Origin of the sequence: Virgibacillus litoralis (assembly GCF_017873675.1) — a bacterium.
Taxonomy (GTDB): domain Bacteria; phylum Bacillota; class Bacilli; order Bacillales; family Amphibacillaceae; genus Lentibacillus; species Lentibacillus litoralis.
On the sequence record NZ_JAGGKK010000008.1, the window covers coordinates 14,713 to 32,856 of the forward strand.

Annotated in this window: 15 protein-coding genes; 5 read left to right on the forward strand and 10 right to left on the reverse strand. The window is 38.7% G+C overall.

What is annotated here, in order from left to right:
• Window positions 1-192: 192 nt before the first annotated feature.
• The gene (gene galU, locus J2Z82_RS08375) at window positions 193-1,077 is read right to left on the reverse strand and encodes a UTP--glucose-1-phosphate uridylyltransferase GalU (protein ID WP_209480354.1); all 885 of its coding nucleotides are present in this window, start codon (window positions 1,075-1,077) and stop codon (window positions 193-195) included.
• Between the two features lie 342 nt (window positions 1,078-1,419).
• Between galU and J2Z82_RS08380 the strand changes: the two genes are divergently transcribed.
• Together J2Z82_RS08380 and J2Z82_RS08385 are read left to right on the forward strand one after the other, a co-directional pair.
• A complete protein-coding gene (locus J2Z82_RS08380) occupies window positions 1,420-2,337 on the forward strand; it encodes a sulfotransferase family protein (RefSeq protein WP_209480355.1) in 918 nt (305 codons plus the stop codon).
• An 83-nt stretch (window positions 2,338-2,420) separates the two neighbouring features.
• Window positions 2,421-5,996 carry a CDP-glycerol glycerophosphotransferase family protein gene (locus J2Z82_RS08385; RefSeq protein ID WP_209480356.1) on the forward strand — a complete coding sequence of 1,192 codons (3,576 nt, stop codon included), beginning with the start codon at window positions 2,421-2,423 and terminating at the stop codon, window positions 5,994-5,996.
• 153 nt (window positions 5,997-6,149) lie between these two features.
• Here J2Z82_RS08385 and J2Z82_RS08390 read toward each other — a convergent pair whose 3' ends face one another.
• The 6 genes from J2Z82_RS08390 to J2Z82_RS08415 form a co-directional block, all read right to left on the reverse strand.
• Window positions 6,150-7,226, reverse strand: coding sequence for a glycosyltransferase family 4 protein (locus tag J2Z82_RS08390; protein WP_209480357.1), 1,077 nt, complete (start codon window positions 7,224-7,226; stop codon window positions 6,150-6,152).
• 290 nt (window positions 7,227-7,516) lie between these two features.
• On the reverse strand, window positions 7,517-8,377 hold the full coding sequence (locus tag J2Z82_RS08395; RefSeq protein ID WP_209480358.1) for a permease: 861 nt from the start codon (window positions 8,375-8,377) through the stop codon (window positions 7,517-7,519).
• 69 nt (window positions 8,378-8,446) lie between these two features.
• Window positions 8,447-8,770, reverse strand: coding sequence for an ArsR/SmtB family transcription factor (locus J2Z82_RS08400; RefSeq protein WP_209480359.1), 324 nt, complete (start codon window positions 8,768-8,770; stop codon window positions 8,447-8,449).
• Window positions 8,771-8,902: 132 nt separating this feature from the next.
• Window positions 8,903-9,538, reverse strand: coding sequence for a TetR/AcrR family transcriptional regulator (locus J2Z82_RS08405; protein WP_209480360.1), 636 nt, complete (start codon window positions 9,536-9,538; stop codon window positions 8,903-8,905).
• An 18-nt stretch (window positions 9,539-9,556) separates the two neighbouring features.
• Window positions 9,557-10,573, reverse strand: coding sequence for an ABC transporter permease (locus J2Z82_RS08410; protein WP_209480361.1), 1,017 nt, complete (start codon window positions 10,571-10,573; stop codon window positions 9,557-9,559).
• Window positions 10,551-11,291, reverse strand: a complete 741-nt coding sequence (locus tag J2Z82_RS08415; protein WP_209480362.1) for an ABC transporter ATP-binding protein — start codon at window positions 11,289-11,291, stop codon at window positions 10,551-10,553. The genes J2Z82_RS08410 and J2Z82_RS08415 overlap by 23 nt, the downstream gene beginning before the upstream one ends.
• A 249-nt stretch (window positions 11,292-11,540) precedes the next feature.
• Between J2Z82_RS08415 and J2Z82_RS08420 the strand changes: the two genes are divergently transcribed.
• From J2Z82_RS08420 to J2Z82_RS08430, 3 genes are all read left to right on the forward strand, one after another.
• Window positions 11,541-11,972, forward strand: a complete 432-nt coding sequence (locus tag J2Z82_RS08420; RefSeq protein WP_209480363.1) for a DUF2935 domain-containing protein — start codon at window positions 11,541-11,543, stop codon at window positions 11,970-11,972.
• 280 nt (window positions 11,973-12,252) lie between these two features.
• Window positions 12,253-12,990 (forward strand): threonine/serine exporter family protein, encoded by a 738-nt coding sequence (locus J2Z82_RS08425; protein WP_209480364.1) that lies wholly within the window; start codon window positions 12,253-12,255, stop codon window positions 12,988-12,990.
• A gap of 42 nt (window positions 12,991-13,032) precedes the next feature.
• Complete coding sequence (locus J2Z82_RS08430; protein WP_209480474.1) at window positions 13,033-13,470, forward strand: threonine/serine exporter family protein; 438 nt, start codon at window positions 13,033-13,035, stop codon at window positions 13,468-13,470.
• Between the two features lie 12 nt (window positions 13,471-13,482).
• Here the strand turns inward: J2Z82_RS08430 and J2Z82_RS08435 are convergent, their stop codons facing one another.
• The 3 genes from J2Z82_RS08435 to J2Z82_RS08445 form a co-directional block, all read right to left on the reverse strand.
• Entirely contained in the window at window positions 13,483-13,773 is a 291-nt protein-coding gene (locus J2Z82_RS08435) for a hypothetical protein (protein WP_209480365.1), read from the reverse strand.
• Window positions 13,774-14,214: 441 nt separating this feature from the next.
• On the reverse strand, window positions 14,215-17,280 hold the full coding sequence (locus tag J2Z82_RS08440) for an efflux RND transporter permease subunit (protein WP_209480366.1): 3,066 nt from the start codon (window positions 17,278-17,280) through the stop codon (window positions 14,215-14,217).
• A gap of 3 nt (window positions 17,281-17,283) precedes the next feature.
• The gene (locus tag J2Z82_RS08445; protein ID WP_209480367.1) at window positions 17,284-18,144 is read right to left on the reverse strand and encodes an efflux RND transporter periplasmic adaptor subunit; all 861 of its coding nucleotides are present in this window, start codon (window positions 18,142-18,144) and stop codon (window positions 17,284-17,286) included.

An 18,144-nucleotide genomic window follows, 5' to 3' on the forward strand; every position in this document is an offset into this window, starting at 1 on the left:
TAATAATTTGATAAGTCATTGAAATGTTGTATACATTAGAAAACTTGGCATTCGCCAAGCCTTAATATAGATAAGCCTTAGTTGTACTTATGCAGTAAGAAAGGATTTATACTTTCTTAACTGCCAAAGAAACACAGCTGCTTCGCTGTGTCAGAGTTTCACTCTTATGTGGTTTATTATAGTTAATTTAGGTTAGTTTTTTTGTCGGCTTAGTGTCGTATTTAATTCATTCAAATAGTTCATTAACGGTTCTCTTAAATCATCTCGAGTTAGTGCCATTTCTATTGTTGTTTGGATAAATCCTAATTGTTCACCAACGTCATAACGAGCTCCTTCAATTTCCAAAGCAAAAACGCGTTGAATTTTATTCAATTCTTGTATAGCATCTGTTAATTGAATTTCTCCACCGGCACCAACATGTTGTTTTTCCAGAAAATCAAAAATCTCTGGTGTTAATATATATCTTCCAATAATCGCCATGTTGGATGGTGCTGTTCCTTGCTTAGGTTTCTCGACGAAGCTTTTTACCTGATGGGAGTTACCTAGCTTTTTCAATGGATCAATTATGCCGTATCTATGTGTCTCTTCAAACGGGACATTTTTCACCCCAATTACGGAGGATTTCTTCAGCTCATATTCATTTATTAGTTGATGTAACCCAGGGTTCTCACTATGAATAATATCGTCACCAAGTAAAACTGCAAAAGGATCATTGCCGATAAATTTCCTGGCACACCAAATAGCATGTCCCAGCCCTTTTGGCTCTTTTTGTCTTATATAATGGATATCAACATTTGCAGACTTCCTGATTTTCTCGAGCAACTCAAATTTTTCCTTCTTCATCAAGTTCTCTTCTAATTCAAGTGACTTATCAAAATGGTCTTCAATTGCCCTCTTCCCTTTTCCGGTGACTATGATAATGTCTTCGATTCCTGAATCTATTGCTTCATCAACGATATATTCTATCGTGGGTTTATCAACAATAGGCAGCATTTCCTTAGGCATTGCTTTGGTAGCAGGTAAGAACCTTGTCCCCAGTCCGGCAGCAGGTATGATTGCTTTCTTAATACTTTTCATATAGAACCTCCATCACTCTAATGAGTACTATTAATTTGGCCTCAATAGTCAATTTAATAACAAAGCTTATTATAATATATTTTTTAGATTCTAAAAAATTCATAATAACCATTTTAAAACTAGCGGATAGCTTTTTATTTTTCTATAATGTTATTTTTTTGCAGGGATTATCATAAATTAGTAGAACTTAAACATAGATATGCTTCTCAAATTTAATAAAGCTTGATAAGACGTTAATGTAATACTTTCAATGATTAATAGTACCATTACCATAGTTATAATACTAACTTTTCAGGGTTTAGAAAAACGAATTATAACTCCAGAGTGGAAAGGACGAATACTTTGAATAAAAATATGCTAATAGCAACTGGTACTTTGTTAAGTTTGGTTGTTTTCATTAACAAATATAAGAAAAAAGAAGAAACAATGAATAAAGCAGTTGTTGTTCTTGGTTCAGGTCGTTCTGGAACATCAGTACTCGCCCGAGCAATAAACATTATTGGAGTCGATCTTGGATCAGGCTTCATTAAAAAGAATAATACCAACCCAAAAGGATTCTTTGAAGATAAAAAAATTGCATCAAGACTGAAAACAAGACCATTTCCAAAGGGATTTCAATACTTTAGTGACATTCAACCCTTCAGAGATGAACTAAAACAATACGTTCAGGAAAAATTCTCCGCAAAAGAAATTTGGGGATGGAAGGATCCTCGTAATAATGAATTTCTTGAAATGTGGAAGCAAATTCTCAAGGAACTAAATACTGAAGGGAATTACCTCATTATTATACGCAACCCTGTTGATGTTATCGCTTCCTACAAGAGGGCATACAATAGGGATGAGAATTGGGCTAAACGGCAATGGCAGTTGCGAACTCTCCTGTCTTTAAAGGAAACTAAAAAGGAAAAAAGGGTTATTGTTGAATACGATGAGTTATTTAACAATAGTCTTCAAAGTTTACGAAGGATTGCCAATACTCTTAATCTACCATGGCCACAAGACGAAGCAACAATTAAGAGTGAACTAGACGAATTTATTGATCCGAAATTACAGCATAGCAACAGTGGAACAAACCTTAAAGATTTTAAGAAACGACAGGATATTGATCAGGAAATTAAAAAACTTTACTTGCTTTGTCTAAAAGGGGCAAAGTCACAGAAGTATTTACAATCAAAAACCTTTCAATCGCGTGTTGATAAATTATATAAATCTTTTTTACGTAAGCATGGAAAACTTCGGGTTATGCCACCTAAAGCGTAATTACCTTAAGGAAAGAGTCGGAAGTTTGAAGTTGATAACATCTTAATTTAATTTTCACTAAAAAATTAGAGGGTGTTTATTGGATGAATAGGAAGACGATTAAAAGAAAAATGAATTTCGTTCTACAGCCAATTAATAATTACTTGTTCAATAAGAATCATAGGATCGCATGCCTGTATGCTAAGTACTATGATAACTTAGCAATTAAGAAAAATACTATTTTATATGAAAGCCGTGACGGTTCCAGTATTACCGATAGCCCATATGCAATGTTTAAATATATGATTAAAGACCCCAATTTCAATGATTTTGTACACATTTGGTCAGTACAAGACTTTCATAATCTTTCTAGTATCATTTCAAAATATAAAAATACCCCTAACGTCAAATTTGTCGAGCGGAATTCTAAAAATTATCTTAAATGTTTAGTAACCTGTGAATATCTAATTAATAATTCGACCTTTCAACCTTTTTTCATACCTAAAAACGACCAGATATACATTAATACTTGGCACGGTACCCCCTTGAAATACATGGGTTTTGATATCCCTGGAAACCCCTCTCAGTCACAAAACGTTGTAAGGAACTTTCTAAGTACAGACTATATATTAAGTCCTAATAATCATACAACCATGATATTTACTGAAAGCTATAAATTGAATGGGATATACGAAGGAACAATTATCGAAGAGGGATATCCTAGAATAGATCTGACATTGAACACAAATCCCAAAAGGTTTAGTGCTGATTTACGAAGCCAAGGTTTGAGAATTGATAACAGTAAAGAAAATATATTATATGCTCCAACATGGAAAGGAAGTCATATATCAAAAGTTGACGATGATGTTGATCAAATCATTGCAGATATTAGTTACTTAGAAAATGAAATTGGAAATAACTATAATATATTGATCAAAGTTCACCCTTTTCTTTATAAAGAAGCCTTAAAACATGATGATATTAAAAATAAATTAGTGCCAGATTTAGTTGATACAAATGAACTGCTAGCAACAATTGATATACTGATTACTGATTATTCAAGTATTTTCTTTGATTTTCTTGTAACAAATAAACCAATTCTTTTTTACACATGGGATATAGATTCTTATGATACTGAAAGAGGACAATATCTTGCAAATGATGAACTTCCAGGTCCCCTAGTTTTTAATCCTATCGAGTTAGTAGATACAATTAAGAATATTGATAAGGTAATTACGGACTTTCGTGAAAAGTATATAAATATGCAGCAAATATTCACTGGTTACGAGGATGGAAAAGTAACAGAAAGAGTTGTCCGAAATATCTTTAACAAAACTACAGAAAACTTAAACACAATATCCAGTTCATCTCCCCAAAAGAAAAAAATACTAATTTATTCTGGCGGAATGAAAGATAATGGTATTACAAGCTCGTTTATTAATTTGATGAGTAATATTGATTACAGTAAATATGATGTTAGTTGCTTTACAGCAACGCCTCATGATGATGAAGTAATTAAGAATTTAGGTAAAGTGAATAAAAATGTACGATTTCTGTTTAAACCTGGCCTCCCTGTTTACAGACTATCTGAAGTATACAAAGATAAATTTATACACAATAGGGGCGCAAGTGGATTCTTAGGAAGGCTGCTCTTTCCGGAAAATGCCTATATTAGAGAACACACACGTTTATTTGGTAAAAACAAATATGACTACGTTATTGATTTTAGCGGATATAGTCTGTTTTGGGCTAAGTTCCTTGTAGTCACAGATGCTAAAAGAAAGATTTGTTTTATGCATAATGATTTACTTAGTGACAGTGAAAGAACTATCAACGGTAAACGGCCTCATAGAATCAATTTAAGAGGGCTTTTTTCGATATATAATCGGTTTGATCTGCTTGTAAGTGTCTCTAAAGGGACAATGGAACTAAACCGCAAGAATTTGTCTCAGTATGCTGAATTTAACAAGTTTGAGTATGTTATGAATTCTATTAAACCTGATAAGATACTTCAAATGGCCACTGAGAACGTTAGTTATGAAGAGATAAATAATGAAGACATCATTACCACTGAAAAATATAAAGCAAGAGCAATTGTTTCTGACTACAAAAATAGTATTTTATGGAACACACTTTCTAATGATCAATATGCCACTCAGCTTCACTTAAAGAATGAATATGATAATGCTGAAATTACTATCTCAAGAAAAGCTATATTAAATAATACTACATATTATCAGTTCAGTCATGCCCACCAAGTGATTGGTTGGATTAATTCTGAAGCAATAACATTGTTGCCAGATGATATTATTTATGAGAAAAATGTTAATAGATTGGCCAAACTGACTAGGCCAAAAGGGAATCATATTTTCTCTGACCCTTACGATATTGCTGGTTGTGAAAAGGTTTCAAGCAGTTGGGATTATAGATATAAGTTGTTGAAAATTGATAAGGAAGCGAAAACACAGCATAGTATATACAGCAGGATTTCTATTAACAAGACGGTTATAGGATGGGTAGATAATTCTGCACTTAATTTTTACGAGTTTAGTAGTATAAGAAGAACGGTTGCTTTAATACGAAACTATCAAAAATATAGGTCATTTATAAAAAATATTGAAAACAGAACGTTAAGTGAAATCAATATAAAAGAGAATATGTTCGCGATAGTAACAAACCCAGGGGACTATATAATCTGGACAAAAGCTTACCCGAATTACGATACTAAAGAAATAGCTAACGCAACTGATTTTGAAGGAAAAACAATTAAAATCAAAACTATTCATAAGACAAGACAAGGATATTATTATCTATTTTATAGTGTAAATGTGAAGATTGGCTGGTTAAATTATGAAGCAGTTACAATCATAGACAATCCAAAGATTATAGAAGAAAATAATGTATCTAGAACTGCAAAAATCTGTTTGAGGGAATCAGACCATATTTGGAGTAAGCCATATGGTATACAGGGTGCTCAGAAAACAATAGATAATTTAGATGGGCTTGAAGGAAGTACAGTCAGCATTGATAAGGAAGTCATTACACAGGCTGGTGATTATTCCCACATCATAAAAGATGGGGTATCTATAGGATGGTTAGATAACAGGTCTTTAACTGTTAAAAAAGTTTTTGGTATTGAATTAGATGGGCAATATATTCCTGAACCTAGTGAGAAAGATATCAATTTTGTTAACATGGGGCGATTATCACCTGAAAAAGGGCAGGATAATCTTATAAAAGCATTCGCTAATTTCCATAGTAAACACCCAAATAGCAAGCTCTATTTTTTGGGGCATGGTCCTTTAAAAGCAGACTTACAAACGTTGATAGACGACTTTGATTTAAACGATTCTATCCATCTATTAGGACAATTAGAAAATCCCTTTTCCTTTATGAATAAGTGTGATTGCTTTGTCCTTTCATCGCATTATGAAGGACAGCCAATGGTTCTATTAGAAGCAATGACTTTAGGAATGGATATTCTTGCGACAGATATAGTTGCAAACCGAACAGTTTTAGAAGACGGCAAATATGGATGGCTGGTTGAGAATAGCGTTAGTGGACTTGAAGAAGGGTTATATACAATTGCCAATAAACAAAATGTCCATACTAAGGAAAAATTTGATTACATTAAGTATAATTCAGAAGCAATGGCTACCTTTTATAAAAAATTTGAATAGTTAAGATCAGGGAAAAGGAGGACTTTCTATAATCGAAGAAAGCCCTCCTTCCTACCTACTACGTGCAACAGGAAACCTCCACTTATTCATTAAGAAAGTATTTATACTTACTGCCGGCAAAATTCGAATGGTGCCCGTTGTCACTACCGAATCTTACTGATCACGGTTCCTTTTTTTTAACACTTTCTTCATTGTATCGACAATTGGCTTTTTTCCACCCATAACCAAACCACTAAGTTCAGCAATAATGTGCAACAACGCGAGCACGATAAACGTGATGATGAGCGATGTTGTTAATGTTGCATTCGAGAATAGAATCGCCATTGCTCCGAAAAGTGTACTAAATGCATAGATGATAAGTACTGTTTTTCGATGGCTGAACCCAGACGCAAGCAATTGGTAATGAATATGCTTATTGTCCGGCATCATAATATTTTCCTTATTGTAAGCGCGACGGACAATGGCAAATAGTGTATCGAAAATCGGTACAGCTAGAACGATAATTGGAATAATAAAGCTGAACAAGGCAATATTTTTAAACAACCCTAGCATGGAAACAACTGCAATTGCATAGCCGAGAAAATTTGAGCCGGTATCACCCATATAAATTTTTGCAGGGTAAAAGTTATGATACAAGAATCCCAAATTGGCACCTATCAGGACGATACATAGGTACGCGGCCATGATTTGTACATCTATCAAAGCCATAATGAACATGCTTGTCAACGCAATCGTCGTGACACCTGTGGCGAGCCCGTCCAGACCGTCAATTAAATTAATTGCATTTGTTATGCCGACAACCCAAAGTACAGTAACAAGTACGCTCACAAATCCGAGATCGATCATCCCTAAGATTGGCAGCGTGATTTTGTCAATGATTAACCCTGATGAGAGGAGAAATGATGCTGCTATTAACTGACCACCGAGTTTAACAACAGGGCGAATATTGTAACGATCATCGAGGGCACCAGTTATTAGAATCACTACAGCTCCAAGAATGATTTCGGGCAGGTGTTCATGCTGCGGCTGCAAATAAAGCGCCCCTAAAAACACCCCAAGGAAAATGGCTAGACCACCTAATCTCGGCGTTACTTTTGTATGTATTTTGCGATGGTTTGGCAGATCAACGACACCTATTTTTATTGCGAGTTTTTTTACAGGGTAGGTTAATAGGAATGTTGCAATAAGCGCAATAAAAAAGGCTATCGTCAAGTCGATATAATTTATCATAAAACTTCTCCTAGTTTGCTTGATGTTTGACTTTGGTGCGTAATTGACTTAAATTATATCGAATAGATGCAGTGTTAAGCAAATTATAGTTGGATTGGGAGTCACTGTTCACCTTTTAACATAAGCTAGGAGGACTTTCTGCTTTATTGAAAGTCCTCCATCCTACCTACTTCGTGCAACAAGATTCCTCTTTAACCTCGCTGATTTCTACGTCACAGCAATCGTTGTCTTTATTATTTTTAGAAAATAATTTTACGATAAGCTTCTTCATTCAATCTCACCTCCCTTCATTAAACCAAGTAGAAGATAAATCCTGATATGGTAGCCATTGAAATGACTGAGGCGACAAATGCGATCACAAGCTGTTTTTTGAAAATGGATTTCAGTAATATTAGTTCCGGCAAACTTGCACCAGCTGAACTGATCATCATTGCCATTACTGGTCCCAGTGCCATTCCCTTCATGATGAATACATGGGAAATAGGTATCATACTTGATAACCGGATGTACAAAGGTATTCCGATCACTGCCGCGATTGGCACAATCCACCATGTTTCTTTTCCAAGCCATTGGGCTATCCATTCAGTTGGGACTAATCCGTGAATGATTGCACCGATTGCTGCCCCAATGATTAGATAAGGATATACGCTTTTCATAAGTGTTATTGTTTCATCCCATGCCCCTTTCCAGTTAAATTGTTTAGATTCTTCCTCATATCCTGTCATCATTACATTTTTAACATAACGATCGAATTTCAGTTTACTTAAAGTAAATCCAGTTATGACGGAAGCGATAGCGGTCACTACGGTGTAAATCAGGGTAACCTTCCATCCTAGAATGACTCCCATCAATGTTAGAATAGTAGGATCGAGTACCGGTGATGCAAAAAGAAAAATCATTACAATTTTGAATGGCATATTTTTTCGCAGCATGTTGACCACCACCGGAATCGTTGAGCATGAACAAAAAGGTGTAATGAAGGCAAATAACAACGCTGCAAGGACCCCTACCAGTTGATTACTTTCTGCTAAGTAGTGTTCTATCTTTTTGTATGGGATGTAAGCCTGCAGTGCACTAAGGACAAATGAGATGGCAAAGAATAGTACGGTTAATTCAAGTGCAATCATGAAAAAGTTTTTTAAAGTTTCCATATTGAATATCTCCTTAAATCAAATTATTTTGATTAATATATCAAAAAAAATTGATATATAGTCTAAAAATTAACAGCAAGATGGAACGAATACACAGCAGAGTTCGTCTGATAACAAGCTTTTAACTTCGGTATCGTTCAATTTATAATATCCCCATGTACCTTTAGTTTCCTTTTCAATAAGGTTAGCATCCAGGAGAATTTTAAGATGATAGGATAGCTTCGATTGGGGCATTCCAACCATATCAACAAGATCACAAACACATGTTGAGCCATTATGACATAAGAGATTCATAACTTGGAGCCGCTTTGTGTCTGAAAGTGCTTTGAATTTTGATGCATAGATTGTAAATGTTTCCTCACTTGGATTATTAAGAACATTTAATTCCTTCATTTGGATTCGCTCCTCTTTAATATCAACTTTTTTTGATTTAATGTTATTATATACCATTTTTTTGTTAATGCAAGTTATTATATCAAAAAAAGTTGATTAATCGTTCGACAAATTTCGGGGAGAGACAGGCACCTAGCTGCCCACCCCTCCCATTATATAGGCTATCGTCTGGTTTATTTCTGCTTCATCGTCCCAGTCTTTGTCTGGCTGGACGATGAATCTTGTTATCATGAATCCTAGGATTGTTGTGACCATCATGCGGATCATCGTTTCATTTGGCAGGTCCTGCAACTCACCTTTTTCTTTGTAGAAGTCGAGCGCTTGATTGAATGCTGGAATGACTTTGTCACCGAATTCTTTTTTGTAGGTGGTTTGGATCTCCGGGTGAAACGCTAACTCCTGCAATAGAATTTTTATTAACGGAAGATTGGATTGTGCGAATTCAAAGCGATTTTTTATAAATGCATAAAGCAGGTCCTCAAAGTGTTCATAGTCATTTTGGAAGACCTGGCTGACGAATTTTTTTGCAAATACGGGTGCTGAGAAATTCGTTATAACAGGGGTGACAATCGCAACGAGCAGGTCTTTTTTTGTGTGATAGTGGCGAAAAATTGTCCCTTCAGCCACTCCTGCCCGTTTGGCGATTTCACTTGTTGATGTGTTGTAGTAGCCTTTTTCGGAAATAAGCTCGATGGCAGCTTTGACGATTTCGATTTGTTTTGGTGTCATCTTTTCTTCATTACGTAATGTTTCCATCATATCTGACATGAGTGGTTCCTCCTGGGATTATACTGTTCGATGGCGTTTGAGCGCGAAAATATTCAGGATAATAAATACTGTTGAAAATCCTACTAATACACTTATGTCACCGGTAACTGCCGCTAACTCTTGCCCTTTGATCATGATTTCCTTTAAGGCATCTGCTCCATACGTTAATGGCATTATTTTTCCAATGGCATTTATCCATTCAACTGATTCAGTCGGGAAAATACCGGAAAAGAACACCTGTGGAATGATGATGATCGGGATAAACTGCATCATTTGAAATTCATTTTTGGCATAAGCTGACAGTAAAGTGCCGAGACTTAAAGCCGTGATAGCGAGCAGGAATGCGATAAACAGTACTGCTATAAACGACCCCGCCATGTAAATACCAAGTACATAGATGGAGAATGCTGTAACGATAATTGATTGAATAATAATAAATATGCCAAACCCGAGCAGGTAACCAATGACAATTTCCCAGCGTTTTAATGGGGTTGCCAGTAAACGTTCGAGTGTCCCTTGCGTTCGTTCGCGCAGGAATGAAACGCCGCCAATAATAAATACGAAAAAGAAGACGAAGAATCCGATTAAGACAGAGCCTGTTTGATCGAATAAATTCAAGTCAGATGTGCCATGGAGAAAGTTAATTTCCAATTCGGGCGCGTTTGGATTTATTTGTTTTACCGCATTACTGATGACACGCTGGACGGCAGATGTTGCTGATGGGTTACTTCCTTCCATTGTCAGTTGTGCCTGATTTTTTTCAAAGGACAGATGGGCATCAGCATTTTCATTTTGGAGTACGGTTTCGGCCTTGTGTTCGTTTGCCTCCAGAATTGTTGCATCCTGCTGTTCGAGAGCACTTTGCATTTGTACCGGGACATCCGTGATTGCGATTGTTGGCTCGTATTGATCCATATCCAGCACAAGCCACAATAATGTCATTACTAATAATGGTGCGACCATCATCAAAGCGATACTGCGTTTATCGCGAAGAAATTGATGTATGATCCGTTTAACGATTGCTTGAATGCGCATGTGCGGCACCTCCAAACTGTAAGAATGCCTCTTCCAAGGTTTCGGTATTGCTCTTTGATTTTAATTGTTGTGGGCTTCCTTGGGCGATGACATAGCCATTCCGTAAAAGTGCGAGATTATCACATTTCTCCGCTTCGTCCATTACGTGGGTAGTGATGATGATTGTGGTGCCCTGTTTTTGCATGTTTCGCAGTTCTTCCCATATAGACGCGCGAAGAACCGGGTCAATGCCGACAGTCGGCTCATCCAGAATCAGCAGGTTTGGCTGGTGCAAGAGTGATACCGCCAATGACATGCGACGCTTCATGCCGCCTGAATATTTTTCCAGTGTCTTATCAAGATGATCCTGGAGGTCAACAATTTTTGCAGCTTCTGCGACCCGTTCTTTCTGCTGCTTTTTAGGGATTTTGTAGATACTCGCAAAAAAATGCAGGTTTTCCCGGGCTGTCAGTTCACTGTATAACGCGTCTGACTGGGCCATGTAGCCGATTTTCTGCATTTGCTTGAAGGATGGCATTTGTTGATTTTCTATGTGGATTGTTCCGTTGATGGGGGTCAGCAAACCGATCATGATTTTGACGAGTGTCGTTTTGCCTGAGCCTGATGGACCAAGCAGTCCAAAGAGCTGCCCTTCTGGAATAGATAGGTCGATATCCTTTAATACAGACTCTTTGTTGTAGCTGTGAGCGATATTGTTCATTTCAATAAAGGCGGACATGGTGGCGCCTCCTTTTGTTGATGTGTTTTTTTGTGAGCGTTGTTAGCTTTTGTGAGTGATTACTCACTTTTTATAATAAGCTATTTAAGTTGAAAAGTAAAGGATGTGGCGGGATAGATTATTCGACATAAACCGGGGAGTGACAGGCACGACCCGAAATCACGGGCCCGGATTTTCACAAGCATGAACTGGCTTCTTTTCGCATAAATATTATTGGACATATTTTATTTTCATCAGGGAGGCTGGGAGATGCAGTTTTATTATGGGAGTCAAATGCCGCTTCGGGTTTTGGATGAGGCGGAGTTTTGGAAGGAACAGGAGTCTGAACATACAGTAGTGATGCGGGAGCTTGTTCAGAACTTAGAGAGTGAATACGTTGATGCGCTGAAGCGTTGGGAGGATGTGCTGAATACGACACACCAGCATGTTAAGCGCTTTGTTGAGTCAGTTATCCGAAGCAATAATCAGATATCGCCAGCATTATATAATCAGGTGCTGGAGTTAGTGACATTTTGTTTACAGGAGAGTGTGGCATTTACACAGTTCTGCAGGCAAGTGAAGAGTGAAAGTGATGCTGTTCAGGCTAACCCAACCGCCAAAGTCGTTATCGACCACATAATTGACGAGTCAGAATACTTTATTGGGATCGCACAGACAATATTATACGAGCAGCAGAAGTAATTTAGTGAATGGGCGCCTCTTTTGGTGTCCATTTTTGTTGGTTGGAGGGTGAATATTGAATGAAGTAGTCTGTAGTTAAAATAAATAGGGTGATTTTCTGCTCCATTTGTGAACTTCAGCGATTGGATTGTGAACTTCGAGCAACCTTATTGTGAACTACGGTAGATTCCATGTGAACTTCGGCTTTTACGTTGTGAACTTCAGCATTTCAGCTAAATTTGCTTTCAAAAACGCCTTACACACCTTATAATAAAAAAAGATAAAGGTGGTGTTGACTGTGATGGATCGCGTATTAATTGCCAAAGTGTGTATGCTTGCGGGAAAAATTATGCTGGAGAGTGGCGCGGAAACGTATCGAGTGGAGGATACTATGAGTCGGATTGCGTCTGCTTATGGATTGGCGAATGTGCAGAGCTATGCAACGCCGACGGGGATTAATTTTTCTGCTGACTTTGCTGATGTGACGAACTTCATCCGAATTTCCAATCGGTCAACTGACTTACATAAAATTGCGGAAGTTAATAGCATTTCTCGTAAGATTGCAGCAGGTAAGGTCACCATAAATGAAGCGTTAGAGTCGCTAAATAACGTCAATGATGCCAGTTATGCGTTTCCTTACTGGATTCAAATCGTCGCTGCTGCTCTTGTTAGTGGAAGCTTTGCGATCATGTTTGGTGGCGTTTGGCCAGATTTCATTCCTTCCTTTATTGCAGGTGGGGTTGGCTATGCGGTAATGGTATGGTTTAAACAGCTAGTTGAAATTGGGTTTGTTGCTGATTTTGTTGCATCCTTTGTGATTGGGATTTTTGCAATGTTGTTTATCGCAAATGGATTTGGGGTGAATTTGGATAAAGTGATTGTCGGGGCGGTAATGCCACTCGTGCCTGGGCTGCATATCACAAATGCTGTCCGTGATTTAGTTGCAGGACACTTGGTTGCCGGTTTATCCAAAGGCGTCGAAGCAATGTTAACAGCATTCGCAATCGGAGCTGGCGTAGCTGTAGTGTTTGCTTTTTAGGTGGACCCTTCACCAGTTTTGTGAAAGGTGGTTTTTGCCGTGATGATCGTTACTCAACTTATAACAAGTTTCATAGCTGCCGCTGGGTTTGGGGTGCTTTTTAATGCGCCAAGGCGGGCGCTCATACAATGTGGCCTTATCGGTATGCTCGGCTGGATTTTATATTACGTTCTTGTCCTGGGTGAGATGGATGTTGTGCCAGCAACTGTTTTTGGTGCGATGCTTGTTGCTGTTTTGAGTCAGCTTAGTTCAAAAATATTTAAAAAACCGGTGATTATTTTTAATGTATCCGGGATCATCCCGCTCGTTCCAGGCGGAATTGCTTATGATGCGATGCGCCATTTTGTGGAGAATGATTATTTTACAGCAGTACAGCTATCGGCTAAAGTCATGCTGCTGGCAGGAGCAATTGCGATTGGATTGATGTTTTCAGAGGTAGTGAATCAGTTATTTAAAAAAATAAATTCGGCAGGCGCATAACACCTGTCGAATTTACTTTTTGTTTATCATAGCGTCAATTAATAGAACGATTGCTGTAATGATGTGCATAATCATACCAAGAATCGGGATAACAGCTACAACAGATGTAACCATTCCAATAATGCTTCCGGCCTTACTTCCTTTTTCATTGTGTGCGACGAGCAAGGTTACCAAGTGCAAGATGAACATGACGAACAAAGCACCCCAGCCTGAGCTAAGTATAAATGCGCCGCCAATGAATGGAATTCCAAGGAATGCTTCACACCCTCCAGTTATCCATTTCATAATACGTGATAGTGACATAATGTTGCCTCCTAAATAAATATCTCATTTAATAGTAGCATATTGTGTAGGACAAAACACTATTTTTGAATAACGCGATTAATTTGGGATCATATATCTTAAAAATGTAACTGCACAACTTAAGGACGCAGAAAAGCATCCTTATTTGTGGGTTGTAGTATTCGCGCGGATTATTCAGGCTGTTTTGAGTCAATAGGCTGTTTATTCAGTATTAGTGGCTGCGGATCCAGTATTTGTTAAGCCCTAATCAGTTTTCACACGTGATTATTCAGTTTTCGAACCAATATTGCCACAGCAAAAAATCCTCCTGTTTTGTTATGTGTGGTACCTATACTTCTCGGTATTTGTCGAATACTATTGCGCGAGGTCGCCCCCCTATCGCGTGACTCTCCCCTACAATCTCCACAAAAAAGCTCCCCGCCGTAGCAGGGAGCTTCTTCATTATGCTGATTTATTTTTCCGTCGTACTATTTTCGCAGTTAAATCGTCGAACAATGTATAGACGACTGGGATTAGCAGCAATGTGAAGATGCTGGAGATTCCGAGTCCGAATATTATTGTTACGGCTAGTGGCTGCTGCATTTCTGCACCTTCGCCTAATGCGAGTGCTAATGGCACCATTGCTAGTACGGTTGTTAGGGTTGTCATCAGGATTGGGCGTAATCTGCTTGGTCCTGCTTGCAGGATTGCTTCGTACCGCTCTTGACCGTTTCGCCGTAAAATATTGATGTAGTCAACGAGCACGATCGAGTTGTTGACTACGATACCGGCGAGCATGATTATTCCGATAAACGCTGGAATACTTAATGGTAATCCTGTTACAAATAACCCTACCATAACACCGACAACGGTTGCTGGCATGGAAAACATGATAATCAATGGGAATAGGAAGTTCTCAAATTGTATTGCCATGACCGCATAGACTAGGAATATTGAGAAGATCAGCGCGATCGAAAGGTCTGTAAATGATTCGGCCATATCCTGTGCCTGGCCTCCGATTTCATAGCTGTATCCTTCTGGCAGATTAATTGCTTCTAATTCTGCTTCGATATCTGTCGTGATGCTGCCGAGATCGCGATCAACAATTTCGCTTGTTATATTCATTTGCGGTTGTTGATTTTCTCTCAATAATGTTACAGGTCCTTGCACTTCTTTAAATGTTACAACGGAATCCAATGGAATTGACGCACCTGATTGTGATTGTATTTTCATATCTTGTAAGTCATTTATTGTGCTGCGTTCGTCCTCTGGGAACATTAGCTTGACGTTCATTTCGTTGCCTTCTTCACGGTACTTCGATGCAACTTGACCCGTGAATTGCAGCTGTATTTGACTTATAATTTGTTGCTGATTCAAGCCGTATGCTGCTGCTTTTTCCTCATCAACTTCAATTGTCATTTGTGGTATGCCATCTTCGGCTGCAGACGTCGGATTGTATACACCATCAACAGTTGAAATTTGATCGACTACACGACTGGATAATTCGCGCAACACTTCATGCTCTGGTCCTTTAAGCTGAATTTGTACAGGGTCTCCCATACCCATTCCGCTGTCAGTAGCGTTTACTGTTATTTCAGCACCTGGAATTGATTGAACATCTTCATCAATTTCCTGCATGATATCTTTTGTTGTTTTTGATCTGTCGGTTGAAGGGATTAGCTGCATTGTGTATGTTGCCTGATTTCCGCTTGCAGCCATCGCACCAAATCCGCCACCTCCAACACTGACATAGTTCGTCTCGATGACATCATCATATTCGGTTAGCTGTTCATTGATTTGATCCACGATTCCTTGTGTGTGTTCCAATGAACTTCCCGGTGCTGCTTCAACACGGATTTCCATTTGCCCCTGATCCGAGGATGGGATAAATTCCGCTCCAATTAATGGTGTCAGCGCCAAGCTTCCTGCAATCGCAATGATAGTGCCAAACACGGTTGTTTTACGGTGCTTGAGTACCCATCTCAGTACGCTGCGATAGCCATTATTGACATGATCTAGGAAGCGGTCAAACCAGTATCGGCGTCCATTATCTTCCATCGCCTTCGTTAGTAATTTTGATGAAAGCATTGGCACGAGTGTTACCGCTACAACAAGTGATGCGATTAACGAGAAGGAGACTGCTAATGCCAGTGGTGTGAACATGTCGGATGCGATTCCTTCAACATAAATAATTGGTAAAAATACGACCAATGTTGTAGTTGTTGAGGCAATTACAGCGGGTGCAAGCTCTGATGCACCTTTTGTTGCCGACTCCATTATCGAATAGCCTTTTTTCCGGTATGAATAGATATTTTCTAAAATAACGATTGAACTGTCGACCATCATACCGAGCCCGAGCGCCAGACCACCAAGTGTTAGCACGTTCAGTGTTTCGCCGGTAAAATACATTAAGGTAAATGTTGAGATAATCGCAATTGGTATAGATAGGCCAATAACAATTGTTGCTCGAACACTTTTCAAAAATAATAGCAAAATAAAGATCGAGATAATGCCACCAATCAAAATGTTTTTGACAACGGAACTGATCGACATTTCAATGAACTCGGATGTATCAATAATCACACCCAGGTTGGCATCGGCTGGCAGTTCTCCTTTAATTTCTTCCATGCTTTCTTTAATGTTCGTTGCAACTTCTACCGTGTTGTCGTCTGTTTTTTTCATAACGGAAAGCACGACAGATGGTTCACCGTTTACAAGTGTTTCTGTCGATGATTTTTTATATGTGTCCTTCACTTCAGCGACGTCATCTATATAAACTTTTCCACCAGATTGAGTTTGAACAAACGTTTGTTTAATTTCTTCAACTGACTCAAATTCCCCTGTCACACGAAGCTGCAGGTTCTTATTTCCTTTTTCAACAGAGCCGACTGATGCGGACTGATTCGAACTATTCAGCGATTGGGTTATCATTTGGGCTGAGACGCCGTACTGCTGTAATTTTGCCTGATCGAGTACCAGCTGGATTTCTCGTTCTTTGGCCCCTTCGACTGTAACGGATGCTACTCCACCTTGGCGTTCAAAGAATGGAACAACTTGATCCTCAGCAACCTGTGTAAGTGTTGCAGGGTCATCACCAGTTAGACCAACCCACATAACAGGTAGCTGGTCTGGGCTGAATCGCATCACACTTGGTTCGCCCGCTTCTTCAGGCAAAAATGCTTTAGCCTGATCGACCTTTTCTCGTACATCAAGTAAGGCTTGGTCAAGATCAACCCCATTATTAAACATCATGATGACAAGAGAAGATCCTGATTGGGACTGTGATTGCACCGTCTGGATTCCTTCCACTGAGCTCACTGATGATTCAATTGGCCGACTAATTAAATTTTCTACTTCCTGTGGTGCAGCATCACCATAACTTGTTGCTACAACAGCTACCGGAAGATCGATTTTTGGAAAAAGATCAACTGTCAAGCTTCGGACTGAAACAATGCCTAGGGCGATAATCGCCAAGACAATCATGATGACGCCAACAGGACGTTTTACGGATGTATTTACTAGTTTCAAGATTTATTCCCCTTCTTTCACGACGTTGACTTTGCTTTCGTCCGTAAGTGTCAGTTGTCCATTCGTGACGACCTGAGCACCGTCGTTGACCTCACCCTCAATCGCTGTTTCATTGGATTGAGATTCTTTGATCGATACTTCTTTTTTAATTGCTTTTTCATCTTCAATTACGTAAATAAACGTTTCGCCACTTTCATCGACAATCGCTGCGGTTGGTACGATAACGGTGTCTTTCACTCTTTTTTCTGGAACCTTCATAACTGCAACCATTCCAGCTAGAACAGCGTCATCTTTATTTTCAATAGTTGCCTCTACTGGAAAAAGTCCAGTGTCATCAGGCATTGAGCCAATGGAAGTTATTTCTGCATCGTATTCTTTGTCGTCAATTAATGCGGTGAATGTGTCTTCTTTTTCAAAAAGATCCAATGTACCAGCTGCTAGGGTAAAGTTTAGCTTCATTGTGTCAAAATCAGCAATTACTGCTAATGGCTCCGAATTAGATACCATAGCGCCTTCTTCAGCATTTAGATTAGCAATTTCGCCATCTTTGGAGGCATAAATATTCTGGTTCCCTCTTGCTGTTTTAATGATTGCTATCAGGTCATCCTCTTCGACCATCTCACCATTTTCGACTTCCAGTTCCGTGATCTCTCCAGGATTTTGCAACGTGACTGGCATCGTGCTTACCGGTGCTGTTCGTCCGTAGAGTGATTTTTCAACAACCAGGTCACCTGTTGTTGCTTTGACTGTTTCGACTGGTGTTACAGTTTCTTTCTTATCTTCGTCTGATTCGTCGTTTTGATTACATGCAGCAAGAACACCGATTAAGGCTATTGCTGTCATACTTACAAACATTTTGCGCAT

Coding starts and splice junctions, on each gene's coding strand:
- galU (WP_209480354.1), bottom strand. CDS start 1,077: ATGAAAAGTATTAAGAAAGCAATCATACCTGCTGCCGGACTGGGGACA.
- J2Z82_RS08385 (WP_209480356.1), top strand. CDS start 2,421: ATGAATAGGAAGACGATTAAAAGAAAAATGAATTTCGTTCTACAGCCA.
- J2Z82_RS08390 (WP_209480357.1), bottom strand. CDS start 7,226: ATGATAAATTATATCGACTTGACGATAGCCTTTTTTATTGCGCTTATT.
- J2Z82_RS08395 (WP_209480358.1), bottom strand. CDS start 8,377: ATGGAAACTTTAAAAAACTTTTTCATGATTGCACTTGAATTAACCGTA.
- J2Z82_RS08400 (WP_209480359.1), bottom strand. CDS start 8,770: ATGAAGGAATTAAATGTTCTTAATAATCCAAGTGAGGAAACATTTACA.
- J2Z82_RS08405 (WP_209480360.1), bottom strand. CDS start 9,538: ATGTCAGATATGATGGAAACATTACGTAATGAAGAAAAGATGACACCA.
- J2Z82_RS08410 (WP_209480361.1), bottom strand. CDS start 10,573: ATGCGCATTCAAGCAATCGTTAAACGGATCATACATCAATTTCTTCGC.
- J2Z82_RS08415 (WP_209480362.1), bottom strand. CDS start 11,291: ATGTCCGCCTTTATTGAAATGAACAATATCGCTCACAGCTACAACAAA.
- J2Z82_RS08420 (WP_209480363.1), top strand. CDS start 11,541: ATGCAGTTTTATTATGGGAGTCAAATGCCGCTTCGGGTTTTGGATGAG.
- J2Z82_RS08425 (WP_209480364.1), top strand. CDS start 12,253: ATGGATCGCGTATTAATTGCCAAAGTGTGTATGCTTGCGGGAAAAATT.
- J2Z82_RS08430 (WP_209480474.1), top strand. CDS start 13,033: ATGATCGTTACTCAACTTATAACAAGTTTCATAGCTGCCGCTGGGTTT.
- J2Z82_RS08435 (WP_209480365.1), bottom strand. CDS start 13,773: ATGTCACTATCACGTATTATGAAATGGATAACTGGAGGGTGTGAAGCA.
- J2Z82_RS08445 (WP_209480367.1), bottom strand. CDS start 18,144: ATGCGCAAAATGTTTGTAAGTATGACAGCAATAGCCTTAATCGGTGTT.